This is a genomic window from Streptococcus pluranimalium, assembly GCF_047785705.1.
GTDB lineage: Bacteria > Bacillota > Bacilli > Lactobacillales > Streptococcaceae > Streptococcus > Streptococcus pluranimalium_A.
On sequence record NZ_JBLOJV010000026.1, the window covers coordinates 1 to 24,680 of the forward strand.

A 24,680-nucleotide genomic window follows, 5' to 3' on the forward strand; every position below is an offset into this window, starting at 1 on the left:
TTGATGGTTTTTACTGACCATCTTTGACCTTTTAGTGAGGGGAGAGGAGACTAGCAAAAAATCGCCAGCGGGGCTGGCGATTGAGGCTATGAAGACGAGCCCGCAGGAGCGTCTGGCTAATATCGTCCTTTGAATGCACTTTGATACGCTTCGTTTTTTGATTTTGAGGCTCAGACCTCAAAACCTTCTCACGAGGCTTTGCCCTTTCAACTTGCTGTAGGCTAGGCGACAAGATTTGCTTGTCTTCGCTCCAACTTCAAAACGTTCATTACCCTATGTGAGTTTCCTACGTCTCAGTTTCTTGTCTGAATGTTCATTCATTTGACTCTAAAAGGATGGGATAGGTTTAAATCTCTTTTAAGATCACTAGATAGGCTAGGGCCAAGTCATCTAGGTGTTTGAGGTTAAGCCCCGTCGTTTGATAAAACTTATCTAAGCGATACTGGAGTGAATTTCGATGGATAAAGAGACGTTGAGCGGTTTGAGCAAGATTGCCCTGTTCTTGCCACATGGCAAGAACCAAGTCATGACCATCCTTTAACCTCGTCATGAGCCCTTGCAGCTGCTGGCTAAGAAAGGTCGCGTCTTTCTCCTTAGCGAGTGACCAGAGCAGGGCTTGAGGAAATGTCCTTACCTGCTTAGGCGCCGTGTGCTGGTAAAACTGCTGAGACATGGCATACTCACTGGTCAAAATAGTCTCTAAATCACTGGCTGAAAACCCTGTCCAGATATGACCGATCAAAACTTCAAGCCTAAGGTCAAAGTCACTCTCTATCGTCGGCAGGAGGTCTTTGATCATAGCAGAGGTGTCCTGTAGAGCATCGGCTTGCAAAACGATGACACTCTGCCTTGATGTCAAGCGAGTCACGACAAGAAGATTGGGTAATAAAGCCTCAAATAAGTCCTTCAACTCCGTAGACAGCTCTTTTGAATGGTACAAAAAGAGCAGTTGCAGGTCCGTCTCAGGGATGGGCAATGAGCCTTGACCGCTCAAAAAATCACTCCAAGGATTAGTGACATCATCAACCCTGTCCTCGATAAAGGGCTGCAATAAAGCCTTTTCTCTGGCGGTCAAGGCTTTTTTAGGGATATGGACAAACTGCCCATCTTCAGGAAAAGCATAATAGGCTGAACTCAAAAAGTCTTGATCTGAACGTATGGCGTCACAAAATAGGGCACTAAGCTTCATAAAACCTCTCTATTCACTTTTGATTAGCTGGCAGGCTGGTATTACAAAAATTATCCTGAGTATTAGAGCCAAGACTCTCCTGGCAGAGGAGGGGGCGGTTAAGAAAATCGCCTAAAAAGGATTATAAAAACGTCCACCATTGACATAAAAGAGACCAATGGCAATAATAACTAGAGCTAGACTGATGAACACAACCACTGTATCTCTGCCTGACCAGGCCGTTGACTGATACCAACTTCTCTTTTGGTAGCGCCCAAATCGACGTAAGGCCATGGCTGTTGAAATCGTATCAATACGCTCTAAAGAGGAGAAAATCAAAGGGGTTATGATTTGGATGTTGCCTTTGATTCTGGTCATCAAGGAAGCTTTCTTGGATAACTCCAAGCCACGTGCCTCTTGAGCTTTTCGGATGGTTCCAAAATCTTCTTGTAAGTCAGGGATATAGCGCAGGGTCAAGCTGACAGCGTAGGCAAAGCGGTATGGAAGTCCTAGTTGATTGAGACTTGAGGCAAACTGGCTGGGGTGAGTGGTCTGTAAGAAAATCACTGCTAAAGGCAGGGTTGATAGGTACTTAACCAGTACGTTGAAGAGGTAAAACAACTCCTCTAGGGTCAGGTCGTAAGCCCCAGGACCATCTAGTAGCAAGGTCTTTGACTGGTACAAATCCACACCGTATTGGGGGGCAAACAGATAGATGGTCAGGATGTTGAGTAAGGCAAATAAGGCTACAAAGATAAAAACAAACGACACATCCTTCCACTTGATGCCCGCCTTGTGAAAGAGTAGGAGCGATGCAAGGCTCAACAAAACTAATAAACGTGTATCATAACTGGTCATCACTGCTACTGAAACCAAGATGAAAAAGAGGAGTTTACTGGTGCCAGAAAGCTCATATAAAAACCCTTGTCCCGATTGGTAACCCAATAAGCGATTGGTCATCCTAATCATCTCCCTTCAAACTCTGATAATAAGCCGTTACCTTTTCTGGGGTCTGACCTATTTTACCAGCCAGATCATACAAGGACGTCTTTTTGAGATGGGCTAATTCTAGTAATTTCTGATCGGACAATATGACTGGTGGTTTGGCGTCGGCGATAATGGCGCGGTTAGCCACCACCAAACACCGGTCAGCGTCCTCTAGCATCAGCTGCATGTCGTGTGTAATCATCATAATGGTATGTCCCGCTGCACGCAACTCTTTTAAGAAAGCCATCATTTCTTGGTAGGTTTGCTGATCTTGACCGGCTGTAGGCTCATCTAAAATCAACATTTCAGGTCTCAAGACCAAGATAGAGGCAATGGTGACACGTTTTTTTTGCCCAAAGGATAGGGCCGAAATCGGCCACTGCCGATAAGCATAGAGGCCACAGACTTTCAAGATTGCCTCAACGCGTTCTTGGATCTCATTGTCATCGATACCACGTAGTTTCAAGCCAAGAGCCACTTCGTCCCAAATCATGGTTTGGCTAATCATCTGATTCGGATTTTGCAAGACGTAGCCAATCTTCTCTGCCCTTTCCTTGATCGAGTCTTTAGTAATCGACTGTCCCTTATAAATCAAGTTGCCTTTGATTGGTAGATAGCCACAAAGTGCCTTGGCTAGGGTTGATTTACCAGCACCATTTTTACCGACAAGGGCGATCAACTCACCCTTAGCGACGGTGAATGACAGATCTTCTAAGATTGGTTTTGCTGGATGATAGCCCACACTCAAGCCCTCAACCACCAGTAAAGGCTCTGACGGTGTTTGCCTTTTTGGCGCTTCTATCTCAGGCAGTGGCATCGGCTCTAAAGGCAACTGTGACAGGTTTGCTAGCTGGCAGTTCTCTTGGCTGACATCAAAACCTAATGCCTTTAAGACTGTTAGGTAAAGCGGTTCTCTAATCCCATTGTCAACTAATAAATCGCTTGCTAACAAGTCATTTGGTCTACCGTTATAAAGGATTTCCCCATCAGCCATCAAGACAATCCGATCAAGGTCAATAGCTAGGACATCCTCCAGACGGTGCTCAATAATAATCGTTGTAGCGCCAACCTCTCTATGCATCCGATCAATCAGGTGCATCGCCTCTTGTCCAGCTCTAGGGTCTAGGTTAGCCAAGGGTTCATCAAATAAGAGGATCGGGCTCTCATCAATCAAGACACCTGCCAAACTGACCCGCTGCTTTTGACCACCTGATAGGTCTTGTGGGCGATGGTTGAGCAGGTTTTGCAGCTCTAAACGCCTGGACCACTCAGCGACACGTTTCGACATGTCACTCTGAGCTACCCCATCGTTTTCGAGCGCAAAAGCAATGTCCTCTGCCACGCTAAGTCCGATAAACTGACCATCTGGATCTTGCAAGACGGTAGACACCAAAAAAGACCGGTCATAGATGGATAAGTTTTTCACTTCTTGACCAGCAATAGTTAACTTACCCGACATGGTCCCAGAATAAGTATCTGGAATAATGCCATTCAAGCACTGACCAAGGGTTGATTTGCCACTACCTGAAGGGCCTAATACTAACACCTTCTCTCCTTGCTTAATCCTCAGGTTGATCCCTTTTAGGGTCGGTTCTGTTTGAGCATCATAGGTGAAAGAAAAATCGTCAAAGCAAATATCATTTGTCATGTCATACCACTCATTATAGCAAATAAAGGAGTGGACCAAACGCTTAATCGTTTCGCCAGCACTCCACTAAGTGTTTTTTTAATTATTAGTTTTTGGTCAAACTGCCTTTTTGGGTGCGTGTCTTAGCATAGAGAGCCAGCAATAAGCTACCTCCGATACCAACGGTCAAAGTATTCACAAGTGCTGATAAAAGGCCTTGAGCATACACTTTATTTGAAGGCTCACTATAGATAACAATGTCCGCAAAAGGTGCTAGTAAGCCCCAGCCTAAAACATTGATCGCAACCTGTGTCGCATTAAACCAAATATAATCTTTTACCGTTACAAAGCCCTTATTAATCGCAATCTTACGAGCCAGTAGTCCAATCGCCAAACCGATTAAGCCTGATACCAAGACCCAAGTCCACCAAGGCGATCCGTATTGGAGAGCATCCTTTAGGGCATGACCAATAAAACCGGATAAGAATCCAACAGCAGGTCCATAGATGATCGCAAATAAGGCCAAGACAGCATACTGTAGCTGGATACTGGTATTTGGGATAGCGGTTGGAATATTGACCAAAATCCCGATGATAACAAAGAGAGCGGCGCCAATTCCTGTTGCAACAACCTTTTTAATAGAATGATTTGTCATGATTAATTGTCCTTCTAGTTAACTTTCTTGATACTAATACGCCAGCTTGAGCCAACACCAACATTATAAGCCTTGGCAAAAGAGCCTTGGTTGATTGCCAACCCGACACGATAGAGTGAGTTGATGTATAAGATCGGCTGACCTAGCCCAACTTCTGCAAAAGACTTGCCGTAAGTGACTTGATTTTGATAAATCAAGAGGTCATGGTGAGAAATAGTCACCTCAAAACGATCTCCAAAGTTTGGTGATAGGCTTTGGAAGTCCTCACGACTAATCGATGTCCATAATGAGCCAAAACGAACATCCAAGATGTCAATCGCTCCTGCAACTTGTGACGCAGAAACCTGAGTCTCAACCTCTGATAACTCCAATATCTGATCAACTGACAACTCAGGGCCGACCTCTTCAAAGGAAATGTGCCCCGAAGCTAATTTGGCACCTGTGTAAGCATAGACATCGCGACCATGGAAAGTGTAGGAATGCTCCGTATTTTGACGGCGATTAGCCACTTCTGAAATCTCACGCACAGCCTTAATACCAATGTGGCGTTTGATGTGCGACAAGGTCCCATTATCTGGAGTCACGATGTATTGATTTTGTGCAGTCAGAGCAACCACGCTCTTACGATCTGAGCCAACACCTGGGTCAACTACCGAAACAAAGGTCGTGCCTTCTGGCCAATACTCAATCGTTTGAAACAGACGATAGCTCGCTTCAAACGTATTATAGGGTGTGATGTCATGGGTCAGGTGATGAACACCAAGACCTGCATCTTCTTGTAGCGCCACACCAATCATCGCTGACACGGCACCATCAACCAAGCCAAAATCTGACTGTAAAACTAAGAGTTTATTCGACATCCTGCCTCCTCAAAAAAATAAGATAATGCTATTTTAACATGAAATAGCGCATTTGGCTATGTGATAATGACTAGATGAACCTATAGCCGTAAACTATAACCCAAAGCAATACGTGACCTCCAGAAAATGCTCTTGCCTTGCCCCTTAGTAAGGCTCATAACTAGAACGAGGAGGCCAGAACCTTTGTTCCAACCTCCTCGTTGATTGTAAAGATTTTAGATAGGCGTCAAATCAATGCTTTACTTGGTGACGATATTGACGCGTTTGTTTGGCTAAAATAGTCAGGGAGTCACTATTTCAGGTGGCAGATAGAGCTAACAAGCGATAGAACTACTTTGTTACAATGTTGACGAGCTTGTTAGGCACAGCTCAAAAGCTCCAGTGGAGGTTTTGAGGTGGGAAATAAACAAATACATTGGTTTACTTAACAACAATATTAACCAATTTAGTTGGTACGGCTATCACCTTGATAATGTCTTTGCCAGCGATTTCAGCTTGAACCTTCTCGTCTGCCATGGCAAGAGCTTCCAGTTCTTCGCGGCTAGCGTCTTTTGGCACGATCAATTTAGCACGGACTTTGCCTTTGATTTGGACGACAATTTCGATATCGTCTTCCACCAGTTTGTTGTCATCCCAAGTTGGCCAAGCCACGTATGAGATAGACTGACCTGATGCGGTCAGGATTTGCCATAACTCTTCACCCAAGTGTGGTGCAAATGGCGCAATCAACTGCACAAATCCTTTGGCATAATCAACAAAGAGCTTGTCTTCTTTGTTGGCTGCGTTGACAAAAATCATGAGTTGGGCGATAGCTGTGTTGAATTTAAGGCCTTCGATTTGCTCCGTTACTGCTTTAACGGTTTCATGATAAACCTTGTCCAAAGCTCCGCTATTTTCCGCAACCATCTCTTTGGTCGTAATGAGGCGATACACACGGTCCAGAAACTTACGAGCCCCTTCTAAACCTTCTTCAGACCAAGCGATAGAGGCATCTAGTGGCCCCATGAACATCTCATAAACACGAAGGGTATCAGCCCCGTAATGCTCCACCACATCATCAGGATTCACCACATTTTTGAGGGATTTAGACATTTTAGCAGGTGCTTGCTCAAGCTCTTCACCGGTTTCGATGTTGAAGAATGCCCCATCACGCTTTTCAACCTTGTCTGTCGCAACAAGTGCTCCACGACTATCTCGGTAGCTTGTACCCAAAATCATGCCTTGGTTGAAGAGTTTTTGGAAAGGTTCTTTGGTCGGCACCACACCCAAATCATAGAGTACCTTATGCCAGAAACGAGCATAGAGCAAGTGAAGAACGGCATGCTCAGCCCCACCGATGTAGATATCAACTGGTAACCACTGTTTGAGGAGATCCTCATCAGCTAACTTCTCATCATTATGTGGATCAATGTAGCGAAGGTAGTACCAGCTAGACCCAGCCCATTGTGGCATGGTATTGGTCTCACGGCGACCTTTAACCCCATCTTCACGAGTGACTTCAAGCCAGTCTGTGATATTAGCTAGTGGTGATTCCCCAGTTCCTGATGGACGAATGTCCTTGGTCACAGGAAGGACAAGTGGCAGGTCGCTCTCTGGAACGGCTGTTGATGTGCCATCTTCCCAATGAATGATTGGAATTGGCTCACCCCAATAGCGTTGACGACTAAAGAGCCAGTCACGAAGACGGTAGGTTACTTGCTTCGTTCCAACCCCTTCTTCTTCCAACCATGCCACTATTTTAGCGATAGCGTCAGCCTTATTGAGACCATCTAGGAAGCCCGAGTTGATATGGCTGCCGTCCTCTGTGTAAGGAGCGTCAGCAACATTGCCACCATCAAGAACTGGGATAATCTCCAAGTCAAACTGCTTGGCAAAGGCCCAATCGCGCTCATCATGGGCAGGCACTGCCATAATCGCACCTGTTCCGTAGCTAGCAAGGACATAGTCTGAGATCCAGATTGGCATTTCTTTGCCATTGACAGGATTAATCGCGTAAGCACCTGTGAAGACACCTGTTTTTTCTTTGGCTAAATCCGTACGTGCCAAGTCAGACTTGAGGCTGGCAGCATGCTTATAGTCAGCAACAGCCTCTGCTTGCTCTTGTGATGTGATGACATCTACCAGGTCGTGTTCAGGCGCCATAACCGCATAGGTTGCCCCAAAAAGCGTATCAGGACGCGTGGTAAAGATCGTAAAGTCTTTATCTGTATCTTTGATCTTGAAAGTCACATGAGCTCCAGTAGATTTGCCAATCCAGTTACGCTGCATGTCTTTGATAGACTCTGGCCAATCTACTTCTTCCAAGTCCTCCAAGAGGCGTTCAGCGTAGGCTGTGATTTTAAGCATCCACTGACGCATGGGTTTGCGGACCACAGGATAGCCACCACGTTCAGACGTGCCATCAGGAAGAACCTCTTCGTTGGCGATAGCTGTCCCCAACTCCTCAACCCAGTTGACAGGCACTTCGGCCTCATAAGCCAAGCCTTTTTCGTATAATTTCGTGAAAATCCACTGGGTCCATTTGTAGTAGTTTGGATCAGTCGTATTGATTTCACGGTCCCAGTCGTAGGAAAATCCTAGCGCATTGATCTGACGTTTGAAATTGGCGATATTTTCCGCAGTAAAAACAGCAGGATCATTGCCAGTATCCATGGCATACTGTTCGGCAGGCAAACCAAAAGCATCCCACCCCATAGGATGAAGGACATTATAGCCTTTGGCACGCTTAAAACGACTCAAAATATCCGTTGCGGTATAGCCTTCTGGATGACCTACATGAAGACCTGCCCCAGAAGGATAAGGAAACATATCAAGGGCATAAAAGTTCGGCTTTGACGTATCCGTACCTGTCTTAAAAGTGTGATTATCCGCCCAGAAAGCTTGCCATTTGGGTTCCGTGGCCTTATGATTGTAAAAACTCATCATGATCCTCCATCAAAATCGTATAGTAGTCTTATTATAGCACGGAATGCTAGAAGAAAAAAGGCAGAAATCAGTAATTTCAGAGCTAGCTGGTTTTAATGACGGTTCTGGATCATTAAAAAACAGTTTGAGAAAAAAGCCCAAAATAAAGTGATGTTTAAGTCAAAAAGAACCAACACGCGTTGATTCTTTCTAAAACTATATTTTTTCAATTTGTTTTTTGATCTTAGCAATATCTGACGGTCTGGTCCTGCAGCAGCCTCCGACCAGTTTCAATTGTGACAACTGACCTTGCCATTTGGCCTGACACTCTGGAACGGATAATGCTCCATTTTGCCCTTGATGCCAGGTTTGGGTATTGCCATCATAGCTTTCTCCAGAATTAGGATAAGCTAGAAGGGGTAGCTCAGTCAGTTCTGACAAGCGTTCCAAAACTTTTTCAGACACACTCGGAGAACTACAATTGACACCAACAGCCAAGACTTGGGGGCAAGTTGACAGTATTTCCACTACTTCTTCTAGTGGTGTTCCATCAGATAAACACTCCCCATCCTGCGAAGTGACACTCAAGTAAGCCTCTACCTGTGGAAATTCTTCGTTTAATAATTCTACTAAGGCTTGGATTTCCAGTTTATTAGGCATGGTTTCCAAAGCCAAGAGGTCTACTTCTTCTGCTATAAAGAGCCTAATGCGAAGACGATGAAAATCTTTTAAAGCTTCTTTGCTAATCTCTCCATAATATCCAGTATACTCCGAACCATCTGATAGATAAGCTGCGTAAGGACCAACATCACCTGAAATAAGCGGATAGTGACGCTCTTGCTTCTCATGTTGTGAAAGCTCTGCCCAAGCTTCTTCTCTAGCTGTTTTTGCTAAAGATACACTTTTAACAATAAGTTTTTTCGCCTCATCCACCGATAAGCCAACATCAACTAAACTAGCAATACTGGCTTGATAGGTTGATGTAATCACAATATCTGCCCCTGCTAAGATATAATCCTTATGAATGGATTGGATGGCTTTTGAATCCTCTAGTAAAAACTTAGCAGACCATAAACTTCCACTAATATCATAGCCTCTAGCTTCTAATTCTGTTCCAAGCGCACCGTGTAAAATAAGTGATCTGTCTTGTGCTAATAAGTGTTTAAACCTTCCCATAAGATTTCCTACCATTTCTTAAATTTCCAACGGTGATACCCATAACAAAGAATCATAAAGGGAACGCCAAAGTATAAACCAGCTCGCTGTGACGAATCCCAGGTAATACCAATGACTGACACGAGCAAAAGGACGATCGTAAGCCAAGGCAACAGTGGCGAATAGGGTGCTTTATAAGACAATTCTGAAAGATCATGCTCTTTCAAGAATGATTTACGGAAATTGATTTGCGCCAATGGAATGGATAACCAAGTGATGACGACAGCAAAACCAGCAATCGATACAAGCGCTAGGAAAATGGTATCTGCCGCATAAATACTAGCGACTAAGGCAATAATAACACCAATCATGGACAACCACATAGCCCTCATCGGCACACCATGTTTGTTAATACGAACCACATTTTTACCAATCATCCCTTCATTAGCTAAAGACCACAACATACGACTTGAGGCATAGAGACCTGACGTTGATGCCAATAAAATCACTGACAGGATAATGAGGTTCATCATATCAGCGGCATAAGGTATCCCAATTTTATCCAGAACTAGCACAAATGGGGCTTCTGTCACGCCTGCCTCAGACATGGGCAATAAAGATGCTAAGACAATCATGGTCAAGACAAAGAAAACAACCAACATTCCAATCGTTGATTTAATAGCACGAGGAACAGCCTCTTTTGGATTGTCTGTCTCACCAGCAGCAATCCCGATCATCTCAACTCCAGAAAAAGCATAGTTAACCGACAGCATGACTGAAACCAGACCAACCAGACCATTTGGCAGGTAGCCTTCTTTACTGATATTGGCAAAAAGCGGAGCTGATGTCGTCCCCTCAAACGGCAGAATGCCAAAAATGGCTAACAGGCCTAAAATGATAAAAATCAAGATAGCATAAGCTTTGATACTTGAAAAATAAGTCTCTATCTTAGCAAACCAACCGACACTTAGCATATTCAAACTAAAGACAAGAATGGCAAACAAAGACGCAAAGATCCATACGGGTACTTGTGGAAACCAGCGTTGCGCTAACAAAGCTGCACCGACAAACTGCGACGCTAGAGCAACAACCCAGCACAGCCAGTACATCCAAGCTACCATGAAGCCTGTTCCAGGACTAATAAATCGGGTAGCATAGGTATGAAAAGATCCTGTGACTGGCATGGCTACGGATAATTCTCCCAAGGAAAACATGACCAAATAGACCATGGCACCGCCAAATAAGTAGGAAAAAACAGCCCCAAATGGACCTGCTTGTGCGATGGTGTATCCCGAACTCAAAAAGAGTCCCGTTCCAATGACACCTCCGATAGATAGCATCTGCAAGTGACGACTAGTCATCTCTCGCTTATACTGTCCCTCATGTTCAAAATGATGATTCTCCATAAAATCTCCTTACATGTCGTCTTCAATTTTCATGAAACAAAAAATAATTGTTCTAATCATAATACCATGATTCTAAAGATTGGTAACATAGTTATTTTTGATAGGAGTGTATAGCGAAGGAATATAACAAGAAAAAGCGCAGAGCTTATCCCTTTTTGCCTTAGTCACCTAAGTATAATCCCATTGCGAAAACATGGATTTATATCAAAAAACACCTCAGAAGAGTATTGCCATATGGTAATACTCTTCTTGAGGCGCTTTTGTCCTGCTTTTGTTTCAATTGATGATAACTAAGAAGATGAGACGAAAATCCTAAACATTTTGAAAGCGTTACTTTCAACTTGCTGTACTTTTGTACTGTCTGCGTCTCAATTCCTTGTCTGAAGGTTAAATCATTTGACTATATTATTTATCTGTGAGAGCATCCAGTCCTGGCAATACTTTACCTTCAAGGAGTTCCATTGATGCGCCGCCACTGCGTCGCAACGATTTCCACGACCACAAAAGGGTGGACAAGACACCCTTTCGCTAATGTTTCAATGTTGCTCCTTTTTCGACAACATCAGGATGTTGTCGAGACAAACGGGCAAAATCTTATTTTTCTGTCAAAGCAGAAAGACCAGGCAACACCTTGCCTTCGAGAAGCTCCATGCTTGCTCCTCCGCCCGTACTAATCCATGAAAATTTCTCTGCACGACCAAGGTTAATTGCCGCAGCTGCTGAGTCTCCACCACCAATGATGGATTTCACACCAGGCTGTTTCACGATGGCATCCATGACACCGATTGTTCCTGCTTGGAAGTCAGGGTTTTCAAAGACACCCATCGGACCATTCCAAACAACGGTCTTAGCACCTTCAAGTGCTTCCTCAAACTTAGCGATTGATTTTGGACCGATGTCAAGACCAAGGAAGCCTTCAGAGATGGCCTCACCTTCGGTATCACGTACTTCTGTGTAGTCAGCAAAAGCGTTAGCTTCTTTTGAGTCAACTGGCAAGATCAACTTACCGTTTGATTGTTCAAGTAATTCTTTAGCAACGTCAAGTTTGTCTTCTTCAACCAGTGAGTTACCGATTTCGAGACCTTGAGCCTTGTAGAAGGTGTAGGTCATCCCACCACCGATAAGCACCTTGTCAGCCTTATCAAGAAGGTTTTCAATCACACCGATTTTATCAGAAACTTTTGAACCACCAAGGATCGCTACAAATGGACGCTCTGGTGTTTCAACGGCTTCTTGAATGTAAGCAATTTCGTTTTCAAGAAGAAAACCTGCTACAGCCTTATCAACGTTAGCTGAGATACCTACGTTTGATGCGTGTGCGCGATGAGCAGTACCAAAGGCATCGTTAACAAAGATCCCGTCTCCAAGTGACGCCCAGTATTGACCAAGCTCAGGGTCATTTTTAGACTCTTTCTTACCGTCAACATCTTCAAAGCGAGTGTTTTCTACCAAGAGGACTTGCCCATCTTCAAGAGCCTTGATTGCTGTCTCTAACTCAGCACCACGAGTCGTTCCTGGGAAAACAACATCTTGTCCTAGCTTGTCAGCCAAGGCTTTCGCCACTGGTGCTAATGATTTGCCATCCTTGTCTGCTTCTTCTTTGACACGTCCAAGGTGAGAAAAGAGAATCGCACGTCCACCCTCTTTAATAATGTGCTTGATGGTTGGAAGAGCCGCTGTGATACGGTTGTCATTGGTGATAACACCGTCTTTTAGCGGAACATTAAAGTCCACACGAACGAGAACTTTTTTACCTGTCAACTCAACATCTTTAAGCGTTAATTTAGCCATTTAATAAGACTCCTTATTCCTTTTGATAAGAACTATTATACCATATTGATTGCCAAAAGCCTATGATCTAAGGGTATTAAATTAACTTTTTCACATTTTTAAAAAATACTAGGCTTATGCTGATGATTGAAAGGCATCCGAGTCTTCTTGAGAGATATGTCTTGAGGTTGGCTCATCTCAGACTTCAACTCTAAAAAAGGTTTTCTAGCATAGCTTAAGAGGCTAGACCTTCATGGTCCAGCCTCTTATCATCACATCAACTCGGCAATCTGATACAGTTCCAAGTCCGCCTGCGTCTCAGTACCAAACATACTGATCATGAGCTTGACCTTATTGCCATCAATCTCAACAACACGCCCTTCTTGCCCCATAAAGGCCCCGTCAATAATTTGCACCACATCACCAGCCTTGATATTGGTATCAAAGACATCAACCGTTTGCCCCATAGAAACAAGGATGGCACGGATTTCCTCCTCCAAGAGTGGGGTTGGCTTTGAGCGGTTACCATGTGAGCCCACAAAGCCCGTAACGTTTGGCGTGTTACGAACGACAAACCAAGCATCGTCAGTCATCACCATCTCCACCAAGACATAACCCGGGAAACGATTCTCCTCAACAGCCTTGGTCGTCCCATTTTTCTCGACGTTGACGGTTTGAGTTGGGATTTCAACGCGCAAAATATTGTCCAACATGCTATAGGTTTGGGCACGCTGCAAAAGGTTTTCTTTAACCTTATTTTCATAACCTGAATAGGTCTGAAGGACAAACCAACCCTTATCAAATGAATCTAACATGACTACTCTCCTTTGATCTTTCTCTGAACCATTTGTAATATTAAAACAGCATAATAAAAAGCCTACATCGGCTAAATTGATGCCTTTATTATACCATAAGTCGCTGGATTTTGGCTAGCAAAAGAAAAAATGAGAGTGGGACAAAAATCGGTGATTCATCAGAATTCGATTTCCCTCACTCTTTTATGTCTAGGTTGACAATTCAAAAAATAATTGAGAGGCTAGGACTTTTGTCCCAGCCTCATCTTCACTTAAAAGAGATTTAAAAGAGATACAATACCAGTCGAAATCAACTGATCAAATAAAAAGATAACGATGGTGAAGAATATCGTATACTCTAACACTGCGATAAAATCCTTCCATCGCCGTTTACGACTTGGCCATGTCGTGTCCTTTAAAACCCTAAAAATACCTGGGATAAATCTCACCTTACTCACTCCTATCTGGTTTCTTTATGTGTCGCATACTTTTGACAATGCTTACAAAATTTATTGACCTCTAGTCGTGTGGGTTTGGGGTTACTTGAAACACCGATAGAGTAATTGCGGCTACCGCACTCTCCACACGCTAGGCTTGCTTTTTTCTGTGCCATAACGCCTCCGTACTCTCTAATGTACCATAATTTCAGGATTGTGGCAAGCTAGTTTAACCAGCCTTCGATGACCTGCCATAGCTGGCGAGCCTTGTCTTCAAGATTGACATCTTGAAATGCCTTGTCAAAACTGTTTTTAGCGGATTCTGCGCTTTTTTTGAGGTCATCAAAGATATTAGAAACGCTCGGCACCAAACTTTCTTGGATTTCTGCTGGATTGGCAGTATAAGTCGGAAGCAAACCATTTGAGATATAAGCATTCTCCACATCAAAGGTTGATTTTGCGGTGTGTGGCAAGACATTGCTTGCAACAGCACTAAAAATCCTTGAGGCTGTCCCTGAGCTGGCATCACTGAGATAATGTCCCTCATCAGTCTTATCAAAACCTAACCACTGGCTGAGGACAAGGTCTGGCGTGTAGCCTACTACCCACTGATCGCTGGTCAAGTCAGGGTTGAACTCTGTCTCGGTTGTACCTGTTTTGCCCGCCATGGTATAGCCATAGGCATTAGCGTTGAGCGCTGAACCATTTGAGAAGGTTCCCAGCATCATACTGGTCAACTTGTCATTGGTGCTTTGGCTAATCACACGCTTAGAGGTTGGTGTAAACTGCTTGATGATCTTCCCATTAGCGGTTTCAATACGGCTAATCAAGTGAGCTTTAGGCATGACACCGCCGTTAGCAAAAGTCGCATAGGCTTGGGCGATTTCAAGAGGATTGGTGGTGATACTACCACCTAGGGCAATCCCAAGCTCTTGATTGGCCTTCGACATCTTGAGACCAAACTTTTTCCCATAGCTAAAGGCCTTTGATACCCCCATTTGGTCCAAGAGATAGACAGCAGGGATATTGTAAGAATTGGCCAGAGCCTGATACATGGGTACCTCATCTGAGACATAGCCTGCGTAATTTGATGGCATGTAGCCATTATAGTCGATGGGAGTGTTTGGCAAGGTTTTGTTTATCGAATAACCTTCTGAGACTGCTGGTGCATAGACCACTAAAGGCTTGATGACAGAGCCTGGGCTTCTTTTTGACTGTGTCGCGTAGTTAAAACTTCTAAAGGCCTGACTGGTACTGGAGACACGACCCGCTAACCCTCTGACAGCACCTGTTTTAGGATCCATGGCAACACTAGCGCCTTGAGCAGACTCACCGTCTGCTGCCACTGGAAAGTAACTAGGCTCATCATAAACGTACTGCATCCCAACCTGATAGCTTTGATCCAACTCGGTATAGATCTTATAACCTTTGTTGACGATATCGTCTTCTGTCAAGCCATATTGCTGTATGGCCTCTTGAATGACGGCATCAAAATAAGAGGGGTACTGATAAGTATCTGACGTCCCACCGTAATTGTCCAGCAGTTGAGTATCTAGCGGCACACTGGCAGCTTGATCGGCATCGGCTTGAGTGATAGTCTTAGTAGCGACCATGACGTTTAAAATGGTCTGGCGACGATTGGTAGCATTCTCAAGAGAATAAATAGGATTATAAATTTCCGGCCCCTTGAGCATGCCCGCAAGGGTTGCTGATTGGGTTAAAGATAACTCTGCTGCACTGACCCCAAAGTATTTATGGCTAGCATCCTCGATCCCCCAAACACTGTTGCCAAAATAAGCATTGTTGAGATACATGGTTAAAATCTCATCCTTGCTATACTTTTTGGTTAACTCTAAGGCTAGAAAAAATTCTTTTGCCTTACGTGTAATGGTCTGTTCTTGCGACAAGTAAGCATTTTTAGCCAGCTGCTGGGTAATGGTTGAACCGCCACCAAATCTTCCCATGGTCAGCAAGGCTAGGGCAAGGCGTGAAAAGTTAATCCCATTATTCTCATAAAAAGTTCTATCCTCTGTCGCAATCACAGCTTTTTCTAAGTCATCACTAATGGCATCAAGCTCCACATAGGTTCCTTTTTGACCAGATAAGCTACCCACTTGATCCTCGTTTTGATCGTAGATGAGGGTCGTTGCTTTTAGTGCTGCCTGCAAATCCTCCACTTTGGCTGTTTTCGCCAGATAAAAAAGGTAAGACCCAACCACCAAACCAAAGATAGCCCCTAAAAGAAGCAGGATTTTCCCAACATGGTATCGCCGCCAAAATCGACGTACCCAAGACTCTCGGTCTGGAACAAGACGACGTAAAAGGGCTAACTTAGGATAAGTCTCAAGCAGACGGGTTAACAATCCTTGCTTTGACTCCTGACGACGATGGCGACGTTTTTGACGACCACCAAGCCTTGATGGGTGATGCCTATGAGCGTCGTCTGTGCTTAGATTAGCAGAAGAATCATCAAAGGCTTCTAAGTCCTGTCTATCTGATGCTGGCTGGTCAGCCGAAAAAAGAGTTTTGAATGTATTTTTCCATTTGTCAACGATTTTCATACCTTTATTATATCAGTTTTTAAAAGACTTATTCCTAAAAAACAATGATTTTCACTAAAAATAAGTTTTCGTTAAGCATTGCCACGCAAGATGTTATAATAAGACTATGAGATTTACAGTAACCATCCAAAACCCTTATCCTGGCACCACCGTTAAAGAACTCTTAGAGAACCACTTTTTAGTCCCGCGTAAAATAAGGCACTTCCTTAGGGTCAAAAAACACGTCCGAATCAATCACGAACTGATCAACTGGCAAAGTCAAGTGGCTCTTGGAGATACTATTGAGCTCATTTTTGATGAGGAAGATTATCCCGACAAAACGATTCCCTTGGGCAATGCCAATCTTATCGAATGCCTCTACGAGGACCAACACCTCATTATTGTCAATAAGCCAGAAGGCATGAAGACACATGGCAATGAATCGACAGAGTTAGCGCTTTTAAATCATGTCTCAGCCTTTGTGGGGCAAACCTGCTACGTCGTTCACCGTTTGGATATGGAGACAAGCGGCGCTGTGCTTTTTGCCAAAAACCCTTTTATCCTACCGATTCTAAATCGGCTTTTAGAAAATAAAGCTATCCAGCGAAATTATCGGGCTTTTATACAGGGACACATCCCTCAGAAAAAGGTCACTTATCGTCAAGCTATTGGACGCCATCGCCATGACCGACGTCAGCGAGTGGTTGACACCAGACATGGACAAACTGCTGTTACTCATATTAACGTTTTAAAAGCCTATAAGCATGCTAGTCTGGTAAATTGCCAACTTGAGACTGGTCGAACCCATCAAATCAGAGTCCACCTCTCCCACAATGGTCATCCCATTATCGGGGATCCTCTCTATCATCACCAGCAAATAAACGAGCGCCTCATGCTACATGCTCATCACTTGCAGCTTAGACATCCCCTAACCTTAGAGATGATAAGCGTTGAGGCCTCCTCTAAAACCTTTGAAAAAGGATTGCCTAAGACATAAGAAATGCCAACATGTGTTCAATCATCTTTTCAAATCAAGCTACCACACCATAAAGAGGTCGAGACTTTGTCCCGACCTCTTTATAATGCTTTATGATATAGTGTCAAAAAGGTTTTTTACTCATCATCGTCATCATCTGACACGTTTAACAAGTCATTAACACGATGAATGTTTTCAGCACCAAAATTCTTCAAGTCAACATCTTCTCCTGTGAGAGAAGCATTGATAAATCCGATGACCATAGGCATGTTCATTCCAGCATAAAGCTCGAATGGTTGTCCTTGCATAATCAAGCGTGCAACAACATTACATGGTGTGCCACCCATCAAGTCCGCAAGTACCACAACATCATCCAACTCTTTTGTAAGAGCCAAGAATTTAGCTTCAAAATCATCTGAACCCTCTTCTGGTAGAAGACAGACGCTATGGATGCTGTCTTGAGGTCCCATGATCATTTCGGTACTTTTACGTAATTCTTCACTAAACAAACCATGGCTGACTAAGATTAACTGTTTTGCCATTTTTCTCTCCTACACACCTAGAATTTTGAAGTATGACATCGCTAAAGCAAAGACAATCATGATTAGGATTGCTTTGGTAGACGTCATTCCTTTACGTCCCAATAGCCAGAATACTAAACCGGTGAAGATAGCAGGTACTAAACGTGGGAAAATTTGGTTGAAGAGATCTTGAATATCAATCACTTTATCCCCAATTTGAGGTTTTGCAATAAACTGGAAGTTAATCATTGTCGCAATCAAAGCACCAACCATGAAAACACCCATAACAGAAGCTGCCTCAACAAGTGAGCTTAGTTTATCACGCATAGTTGTAACAAGTTTTGTACCTTCTTTATAAGCGACTTCCAACTGTTTCCAACGGAAAGCAACGATTAGCATCTGAACAGCTACCCATAGGAAGATTCCGATTGGGTTACCACTGATTGCTAAAGATGCAGCAATTGATCCCATGATAGAAGGGACAAGAGAGGCAAAGAGTGAGTCTCCGATTGGAGCGAATGGCCCCATCAAACCTGTCTTAACACCGTTAACGGCGTCTTTTGAAGCGACACCTTCGCTTTCTTCCAAGGCAAGGTCAATCCCTGTGATAATCGTGTGGAAAAAGTTTGAAGTGTTGAAAAACTGAGTATGAGTTTTCATCATTTCCAACAATTCAGGTGTTCCATCACCATACATTTTACGCAATTGTGGCAAGATTAGGTAAAGATAACCTGAACCCTGCATCCTCTCGTAGTTCCACCCTAATTGGAAGGTGAAAAGACTACGTTTGTTGATTTGATTAAAATCTTCTTTTGTTAATTTATAATTAGATTTCGTCATCTTCAATCTCCCCACTTTCTGACACTTCAACGCGTTGTTCAACAACGGTTACGTTTTGACTATTTTTGTAATGAATTGTCGCAAAAGCTGCACCAATAATAGCAATACCAATCATTGGAAGACCTTTAAACGGTGCACCATCAAAGATGGTTTCCTTCAATCATGATTCTCCAATAATACCTGATAGAGTACCTGATACTGATTGTAAGTTGGCGTAAAGAGTTGTTAACATTGCTGTCAATCCAAAACCAAGACCGAGGTAGTGAAGGTTACGTTTAACAGGAAGGTAGTGAAGTAGGATCGCAAAACCTAAACCTGGAAGCATTTTACCAGCAAGCGTCAAACCATCAGCAACCCATTGGTAGTTGGCGATAGTATCTACCATTGCCTTAACAGCGCCACCACCTAAGAAGAGGGCTAAAAAGACAGGTAATGCACGAGAGAGTGCCCATGGAACTGCACCAAGAAGGTAGTTACGTTCAATCGCTTTGTAGTTGAAATCTTCAACATTTTTGTCAATACGATGAGCGAAATAAGTTGTTGAGAAACGTCCCAAGATGTCAGTGTACACCATAAGTGCTGCTACCGGTACGGCGATTGTTGATACAGCAAGCTCAGGCTCAATATTTTGGGCTACTGAGAAGGCTGTCGCAAGAACTGCACCTGAAGTCGCATCAATACGAGATGCTCCACCGAAAGTACCTACTCCAAGTACCATCAACTGAAGACTACCACCGATCCAAAGACCAGTTTCGATGTCACCCATAATCAGACCAGCAACAAAACCTGCAAATACTGGCGAACCAGCAGATGACACAATTGTCAACTCATCACAGATTTGATAGGCTGAGTAAAGGGTAAGTAGTAGAATTTGCCACCATTGTATCATAGTGAATCTCCTCCTAAAAGATTTCTTTTTTTATAACGTTAATTAGCGAACTTTATCCAATAATGGCATAAAGTCTTGTGGGCTATCTCCTGGAACCATCTGAGCAATGAGTTTTGTGCCACTTGCATTGATGGCATCAAAGTCTTCAACGTCTTTATCAACGACATTGATAGAACGTGTCACAGAACGTGTTTCAGGGGTTTGAGACATGTTTCCGACATTCAACTCAGGAATCGAAACACCTTTTTGAATGAGCTCTAAGAAACGATCAGGTCTTCTAGCAACAATCAATACGCGTTGTGAGTCATAGCGACCAGCTAAAATATTAGCTGCTGCCTTCTCAGTGTTGAGTATCGATAGCTTAATCCCTGGTGGGGTAGCTAGCTTCAAGGCTGTTTTCTCAAGGTCGTTATTGACGATATCATTGTCAACAACCATGATACGACTAGCGTTTAGTTTTGTTGTCCATAGATTGGCCACTTGTCCATGAATAAGACGGCCGTCAATACGAGCTGCAACAATTGCCATAAATGTTCTCCTTTTAATTCCTATAAATAGGATTATTTTTGATTATCAACAAGTTTTTGAGAAGTTATCAGTCTCAAATGCTACTGAAACTTTCTTCGATGAAACCTGATAAAGTTGAGCGATAGCATCACTTTTCGTCATTGAGAAAGCCCGTTATGACTGGGTTTTTTAACTTAATGAAATCTACTGACACTGCAATCGCTTTCTTTATGTTAATATCATACCATTTTGAACTTGTTATATCAAGTGCTTTTTAATCATTAGATGAATGTCTAGGAGAGCCGTCGTTCAAACATTTCTTGGAATATTAGTCATCTAATTTTCGATAACAGTCATCATCCTCCTACTCAACCCCTGGTCAAACCCTTTTTTAGGATCATGCTAAAAGGCTGGACACAATTAGTCCAACCTTTTAGATCATTTGCTCTTGCTGACTGTAATGGTGTCATAAAGCATTTTAGCTTATTTTTGATGAGTCAAAAGTTCTTTTTAAAACTTTCTTACATCATTGCTCACTATGGTTCGTCAAAAAATCAATGGCGGCGTTTTTTGATCAATCCAAATGTCAAGAGACTTAGTAGACCCATTCCGATAACTGCCAAGTATGACTGCTGGTCATTTGTTTTTGGCAAGCTAGCAGCGACAGGGTTTTCCTTAGTAGCTTCATTCATCAGTGCTGAAGTAGTCGCTTTCGGATATGAAGTTGGATTCAGTGGATTTGTACCAGCTGACAACTCTTTCTGGCTGGTAAAGCCATCTGAGCCATGATCCAAGTTGACATCAAAGAAAGGTTTAGGAGCAGCTGTCAAGCCTAAGCCTGTATGGGACACTTTTGGATATGACGCTGGGTCAAGCGGATCTGTATTAGCTGATAACTCTTCCGCGCTGGTGAAACCATCTGAGTCATGATCCAAGTTGACATCAAAGAAAGGTTTAGGATCTGCTGTCAAGCCTAAGCCGCCATGAGACACTTTTGGATATGAGGCTGGGTCAAGTGGATCTGTATTGGCTGATAACTCTTCTGCGCTGGTGAAGCCATCTGAGTCGTGATCCAAGTTGACATCAAAGAAAGGTTTAGGATCTGCTGTCAAGCCTAAGCCGCCATGAGACACTTTTGGATATGAGGCTGGATCAAGCGGATCTGTCCCTGCTGCCAATTCTTCCTCGCTAGTAAAGCCGTCGGAGTCATGGTCCAAACTAACATCAAAACTTGGAAGCGTTGGGCTGGAGACACTATCACCTTTTTGATGATTTAGCACTAGCTGATTTAAAGCAGCTTCTAAAGCTGTCACATAAGCATCTACTTGATCTTGTTCTTTGATAGTCTTATCATAGGTAATCGTTGCAAGCACAGCTTGAAGATTCTTCAAACTTTCAGAAGTGTAAGGCTCAAAATCTTGTGGCACTCGTTTTACAACGGCTTCTAAGGCGCTGTAGTCAGCCGATTTGTAAGTTAAATCACGAATAGCCTGACGAATGTTCTGCGTATAAGCATCTACTTCTGCCTGTTGAGCCCTTTGTTTATCCCACTTAACCTGAGACACAGCTGCTACCAGATTGTTATAGCTATCGTCCGTGTAGAAACCATCCACATTATTTGGAAGGGTTTTTAAGACTTCTAAAAGCGGATTGTAATTGGCTTTGAGGTAATTTGGATTAGCATTAGCAAAAGCAGCAGCTAAACGTTCAAATTTTGCTTGGTCAAATGCTGCTGATGGTTGATCAGCCCAAATAGCGACTAAACTACCGATTGTTGGAACAGTACCAACTTTAGCCCCTGGAACTTGATTGAATGGTGTTTTACCGATACGCTCAATCGCACTCTCTAAGTTGTAAGTTCCTTCTGTATCACGCCCTAGAACATAGTACCAAGCATCATTGGTGTTGATGAGGTGATGTCCTTTTTTGTAGAAGAAATCTGGTTTAGCGACATTATAACCATTCCAACCGGATGTCCAGTAAGAAATAATCAAATCTTGATCAAAGGTGCCGTAAGAGGTATTACTATTATAGTAAACACCATCATTAAAGGCCATTGGTCTAAGTCCTGCCGCTTTAACCATCGCAGATAGGTCGTTAGCATAGCTTACAAACTTATCGTATTGCTTATTGTTTTGCAAGAGATAGAAACCACGCGCATTGGTTGCGTCATTCGCATACTCATCCAAACCAATGTTAAAGATTGAAACCTTGTCTGAGAAGAAATCAACGTATTTCTTAATCAAAGCTTTGGTGAAATTAACCGCAGGCTCATTCGTCAAATCAATGGTTGTTTTAGATGTTTTGCCATCGTGACTAAATTTAGGATCTTTAATGCCAAGGCTAGTCATGGCTTCCAGTATCGCATCCATGTGCCCTGGACTGTTGATGGTCGGAATCAGGTTGATCCGACGTGACGCTGCGTGTGCTAAGATATCTTGCATCTCAGCTTGCGTTAGGCTGTTACCATTTGGATCATCGTAATAGACCTTGTTACCATTTTGAATGGCTGTCTTAACAGCATCGCTAGTGTAGGTTTGACCATCCACAAGAAGGGACATGTCGTCTAAAACAAAGCGTAAACCGTCATTTCCTAACAACAAGTGCAGGTCGGTATAACCCAGGTCACTGATTTTATCAATAACTGATTTGATGCTATCAGGGCTAAAGTATTTACGGCCAGCATCTAGTGAGAAGATTTTTAAATCAAGTAAGGCTGTTGGAATTTCTTTTTGTGGAAGGTAAGGAAGTAAGGCTGATTTGACAGCTTGGACATAAGCATCTACTTCTGCCTGCTCTGCTCTTGTTTTATTAGGCTTGATGGTAGCGATAATATCTGTCAAGGCTTTTTGAGCATCCGCAGGAAGATGGTGGATTGTTTTTGGTACAAGTGACAACAAGGTATCCAAAGTCTTGTAATTGGCATCAAAAATCTCTGGATTGCGATCAGCAAAAGCTGTCAAGAGTTCTGTCACACGGTTAGGGCTATAAGAACGACGTGGTTCGTCTGCCCAGACAGCCACCATCGCACCAATAACAGGTAATTTCCCAGTGCTATCGCCTGGCACTTTATGATAAGGTGTCTTGGCAATCCCATCTTTGCCTTGCTCTAGGTTATACCAGCCGCTTCCTTGCGTATTACGGCCAATGACATAGTACCAATTATCATTGGTGTTTAAAATCTTATGACCTTTTTCACTCAAGAAGTTTGGAGACGCGACATTATAACGGTTTTCTCCCTCACCCCAGCCAGCGGTCCAGTAAGAAACGATGATGTCCTTATCAAACGTTCCTGCCGTTGTCACGTTATCATGGTAAATCCCATCATTAAAGGCCATTGGTTTGAGATTGTGTTTTTTCACAATGGCAGCCAAATCGTTGGCATAGGCCACAAACTTGTGGTATTCCCCACGCTCTTGAAGAGCCTTAAAGCCTAGTTTTGGTTTGGTGATATCGTTGGCGTATTCATCTAGACCAATATTGAAAATATCAGCTTTGCCAGAGAAATAAGCGGCGTATTTATCCACTAAAGACTTGGTTAGGTTAACTGCAAAATCATTGTTAAGGTTAAGCGTCGTGGTGGATGTTTTGCCATCAACGCTAAATTTCGCATCTGAGATCCCCAAAGTTTCAATAGCTGTCACAATAGCATCCATGTGACCTGGACTGTTAATCGTTGGGATAAAGCGTAGATTTTTTGACTTGGTATAAGCAATCAGCTCATCCATCTCAGCTTGCGTCAAGAAACGCCCATCGTCTTGAGAATTCTTCTCTTTTTCATAAGCGATATTTCCTTGAGTTAGCGCCTCTTTGATGGCGTCACTGGTATAAACTTGACCATTAGCAGATAAACTCATGTCATCAAGGAAGAAACGCAAGCCATCATTTCCTAAAATCAAGTGGAAATCAGTGAAACCAATCTCACTCAAGGTATCAACTGTGCTCTTGAGACTAGATAGGTTAAAGTATTTACGGCCAGCATCTAGTGAGAAGACTTTCATCGGAGCTAAGGTTTGCTCCGTTGGTTGCTCTGGATTAGGAGATTGATCTAGTAGCTGTGCTTGGTATTTTTGAGAGACTTCTCGAACCTTTGCCGCAATCGCTCTGACTTGATTATCAATCTGACGTTCTTGGTCAAGTCCAGTTGATTCCATCGCACCGTAAGCATTTTTTCGTCCTTCTGGACGACGCATAGTCAATACAAATTGATCAATTTCCTCACCAGCTTCTGGTGATTTTTCTTTAATCCAACGTATTTTCTCAATAAGACGTTCTGCTTCTTTGATGTGTTCAAAACGTGGAGAGGTGCGTGGTGTTTTGTCAGAGCCGTCTTTGTCCCCTGGATATACCAAGAAAGGATCGCCACTCTCCCACCACCAGTGATCAACTGTTGTCAATGGATCTTTAACCCAAGCATCATAAGCCCAGCGCAAGTAACCGTCTAAGCCAAGGCTATGAGCATAGAGCAATACCCATGCTGCTTCTGCAGGTGCACTACGTGTAAAGGCATTCGGATATTGTCCAACCATAGAGTACATGGTTGTTGTTTGACCTCTTTCACGACGTTCTTTGGCATAGGCTCTTAGAGCTTCTGGTGTCGAATGACGTGCTGGGTTATCAATCTCTGTCATACTCACAGAAATA

General features: G+C 43.2%; 18 protein-coding genes and 2 pseudogenes. 2 read left to right on the top strand and 18 right to left on the bottom strand.

Annotated features, from left to right (window positions below; all coding sequences use genetic code 11):
• Positions 1 to 346: 346 nt before the first annotated feature.
• From ACMZ6Z_RS06815 to ACMZ6Z_RS06850, 8 genes are all read right to left on the bottom strand, one after another.
• Positions 347 to 1,189, bottom strand: a complete 843-nt coding sequence (locus tag ACMZ6Z_RS06815; protein ID WP_416131824.1) for a PucR family transcriptional regulator — start codon at positions 1,187 to 1,189, stop codon at positions 347 to 349.
• Positions 1,190 to 1,300: 111 nt separating this feature from the next.
• Positions 1,301 to 2,128, bottom strand: a complete 828-nt coding sequence (locus ACMZ6Z_RS06820) for an energy-coupling factor transporter transmembrane component T family protein (protein WP_416131825.1) — start codon at positions 2,126 to 2,128, stop codon at positions 1,301 to 1,303.
• A 1-nt stretch (position 2,129) separates the two neighbouring features.
• Positions 2,130 to 3,803 carry an ABC transporter ATP-binding protein gene (locus ACMZ6Z_RS06825; RefSeq protein ID WP_416131826.1) on the bottom strand — a complete coding sequence of 558 codons (1,674 nt, stop codon included), beginning with the start codon at positions 3,801 to 3,803 and terminating at the stop codon, positions 2,130 to 2,132.
• Between the two features lie 85 nt (positions 3,804 to 3,888).
• Positions 3,889 to 4,437, bottom strand: coding sequence for an ECF-type riboflavin transporter substrate-binding protein (locus ACMZ6Z_RS06830; RefSeq protein ID WP_416131827.1), 549 nt, complete (start codon positions 4,435 to 4,437; stop codon positions 3,889 to 3,891).
• 14 nt (positions 4,438 to 4,451) lie between these two features.
• Positions 4,452 to 5,297, bottom strand: coding sequence for an SAM hydrolase/SAM-dependent halogenase family protein (locus ACMZ6Z_RS06835; protein ID WP_416131828.1), 846 nt, complete (start codon positions 5,295 to 5,297; stop codon positions 4,452 to 4,454).
• Positions 5,298 to 5,717: 420 nt separating this feature from the next.
• Positions 5,718 to 8,219, bottom strand: coding sequence for a leucine--tRNA ligase (leuS, locus tag ACMZ6Z_RS06840; protein ID WP_416131829.1), 2,502 nt, complete (start codon positions 8,217 to 8,219; stop codon positions 5,718 to 5,720).
• A 198-nt stretch (positions 8,220 to 8,417) separates the two neighbouring features.
• Positions 8,418 to 9,377 (bottom strand): homocysteine S-methyltransferase, encoded by a 960-nt coding sequence (mmuM, locus tag ACMZ6Z_RS06845; protein ID WP_416131830.1) that lies wholly within the window; start codon positions 9,375 to 9,377, stop codon positions 8,418 to 8,420.
• Between the two features lie 8 nt (positions 9,378 to 9,385).
• Complete coding sequence (locus ACMZ6Z_RS06850; RefSeq protein WP_416131831.1) at positions 9,386 to 10,762, bottom strand: amino acid permease; 1,377 nt, start codon at positions 10,760 to 10,762, stop codon at positions 9,386 to 9,388.
• Positions 10,763 to 10,926: 164 nt separating this feature from the next.
• Here ACMZ6Z_RS06850 and ACMZ6Z_RS06855 point away from each other — a divergent pair.
• A pseudogene (locus ACMZ6Z_RS06855) lies at positions 10,927 to 11,046 on the top strand (IS630 family transposase); the annotation flags it as partial.
• A 310-nt stretch (positions 11,047 to 11,356) separates the two neighbouring features.
• Here the strand turns inward: ACMZ6Z_RS06855 and ACMZ6Z_RS06860 are convergent.
• From ACMZ6Z_RS06860 to pbp2a, 5 genes are all read right to left on the bottom strand, one after another.
• On the bottom strand, positions 11,357 to 12,553 hold the full coding sequence (locus ACMZ6Z_RS06860) for a phosphoglycerate kinase (protein WP_416131832.1): 1,197 nt from the start codon (positions 12,551 to 12,553) through the stop codon (positions 11,357 to 11,359).
• 251 nt (positions 12,554 to 12,804) lie between these two features.
• Positions 12,805 to 13,347 carry a transcription termination/antitermination protein NusG gene (gene nusG, locus ACMZ6Z_RS06865; RefSeq protein ID WP_416131833.1) on the bottom strand — a complete coding sequence of 181 codons (543 nt, stop codon included), beginning with the start codon at positions 13,345 to 13,347 and terminating at the stop codon, positions 12,805 to 12,807.
• 251 nt (positions 13,348 to 13,598) lie between these two features.
• On the bottom strand, positions 13,599 to 13,775 hold the full coding sequence (gene secE, locus ACMZ6Z_RS06870) for a preprotein translocase subunit SecE (RefSeq protein ID WP_416131834.1): 177 nt from the start codon (positions 13,773 to 13,775) through the stop codon (positions 13,599 to 13,601).
• 11 nt (positions 13,776 to 13,786) lie between these two features.
• Positions 13,787 to 13,939 carry a 50S ribosomal protein L33 gene (rpmG, locus tag ACMZ6Z_RS06875; protein WP_416131835.1) on the bottom strand — a complete coding sequence of 51 codons (153 nt, stop codon included), beginning with the start codon at positions 13,937 to 13,939 and terminating at the stop codon, positions 13,787 to 13,789.
• A 48-nt stretch (positions 13,940 to 13,987) separates the two neighbouring features.
• Entirely contained in the window at positions 13,988 to 16,324 is a 2,337-nt protein-coding gene (gene pbp2a / locus ACMZ6Z_RS06880; protein ID WP_416131836.1) for a penicillin-binding protein PBP2A, read from the bottom strand.
• Between the two features lie 106 nt (positions 16,325 to 16,430).
• Here pbp2a and ACMZ6Z_RS06885 point away from each other — a divergent pair, with 106 nt between their 5' ends.
• Entirely contained in the window at positions 16,431 to 17,300 is an 870-nt protein-coding gene (locus tag ACMZ6Z_RS06885; protein ID WP_416131837.1) for an RluA family pseudouridine synthase, read from the top strand.
• Positions 17,301 to 17,416: 116 nt separating this feature from the next.
• On the opposite strand, the gene ACMZ6Z_RS06890 is transcribed toward ACMZ6Z_RS06885, so the two are convergent.
• The 5 genes and pseudogenes from ACMZ6Z_RS06890 to ACMZ6Z_RS06910 all read right to left on the bottom strand — a co-directional run bounded on the left by ACMZ6Z_RS06890 (position 17,417) and on the right by ACMZ6Z_RS06910 (position 24,667).
• Positions 17,417 to 17,821, bottom strand: a complete 405-nt coding sequence (locus tag ACMZ6Z_RS06890; protein ID WP_416131838.1) for a PTS sugar transporter subunit IIA — start codon at positions 17,819 to 17,821, stop codon at positions 17,417 to 17,419.
• A gap of 9 nt (positions 17,822 to 17,830) precedes the next feature.
• Entirely contained in the window at positions 17,831 to 18,640 is an 810-nt protein-coding gene (locus tag ACMZ6Z_RS06895; RefSeq protein WP_416131839.1) for a PTS system mannose/fructose/sorbose family transporter subunit IID, read from the bottom strand.
• Positions 18,627 to 19,529, bottom strand: a pseudogene (locus tag ACMZ6Z_RS06900) (PTS mannose/fructose/sorbose/N-acetylgalactosamine transporter subunit IIC). Before ACMZ6Z_RS06900 ends, ACMZ6Z_RS06895 begins: the two are co-directional and overlap by 14 nt.
• A 42-nt stretch (positions 19,530 to 19,571) precedes the next feature.
• Positions 19,572 to 20,057, bottom strand: coding sequence for a PTS system mannose/fructose/N-acetylgalactosamine-transporter subunit IIB (locus ACMZ6Z_RS06905; RefSeq protein WP_416131840.1), 486 nt, complete (start codon positions 20,055 to 20,057; stop codon positions 19,572 to 19,574).
• 533 nt (positions 20,058 to 20,590) lie between these two features.
• Entirely contained in the window at positions 20,591 to 24,667 is a 4,077-nt protein-coding gene (locus tag ACMZ6Z_RS06910) for a family 20 glycosylhydrolase (RefSeq protein WP_416131841.1), read from the bottom strand.
• Between the last annotated feature and the right edge of the window lie 13 nt (positions 24,668 to 24,680).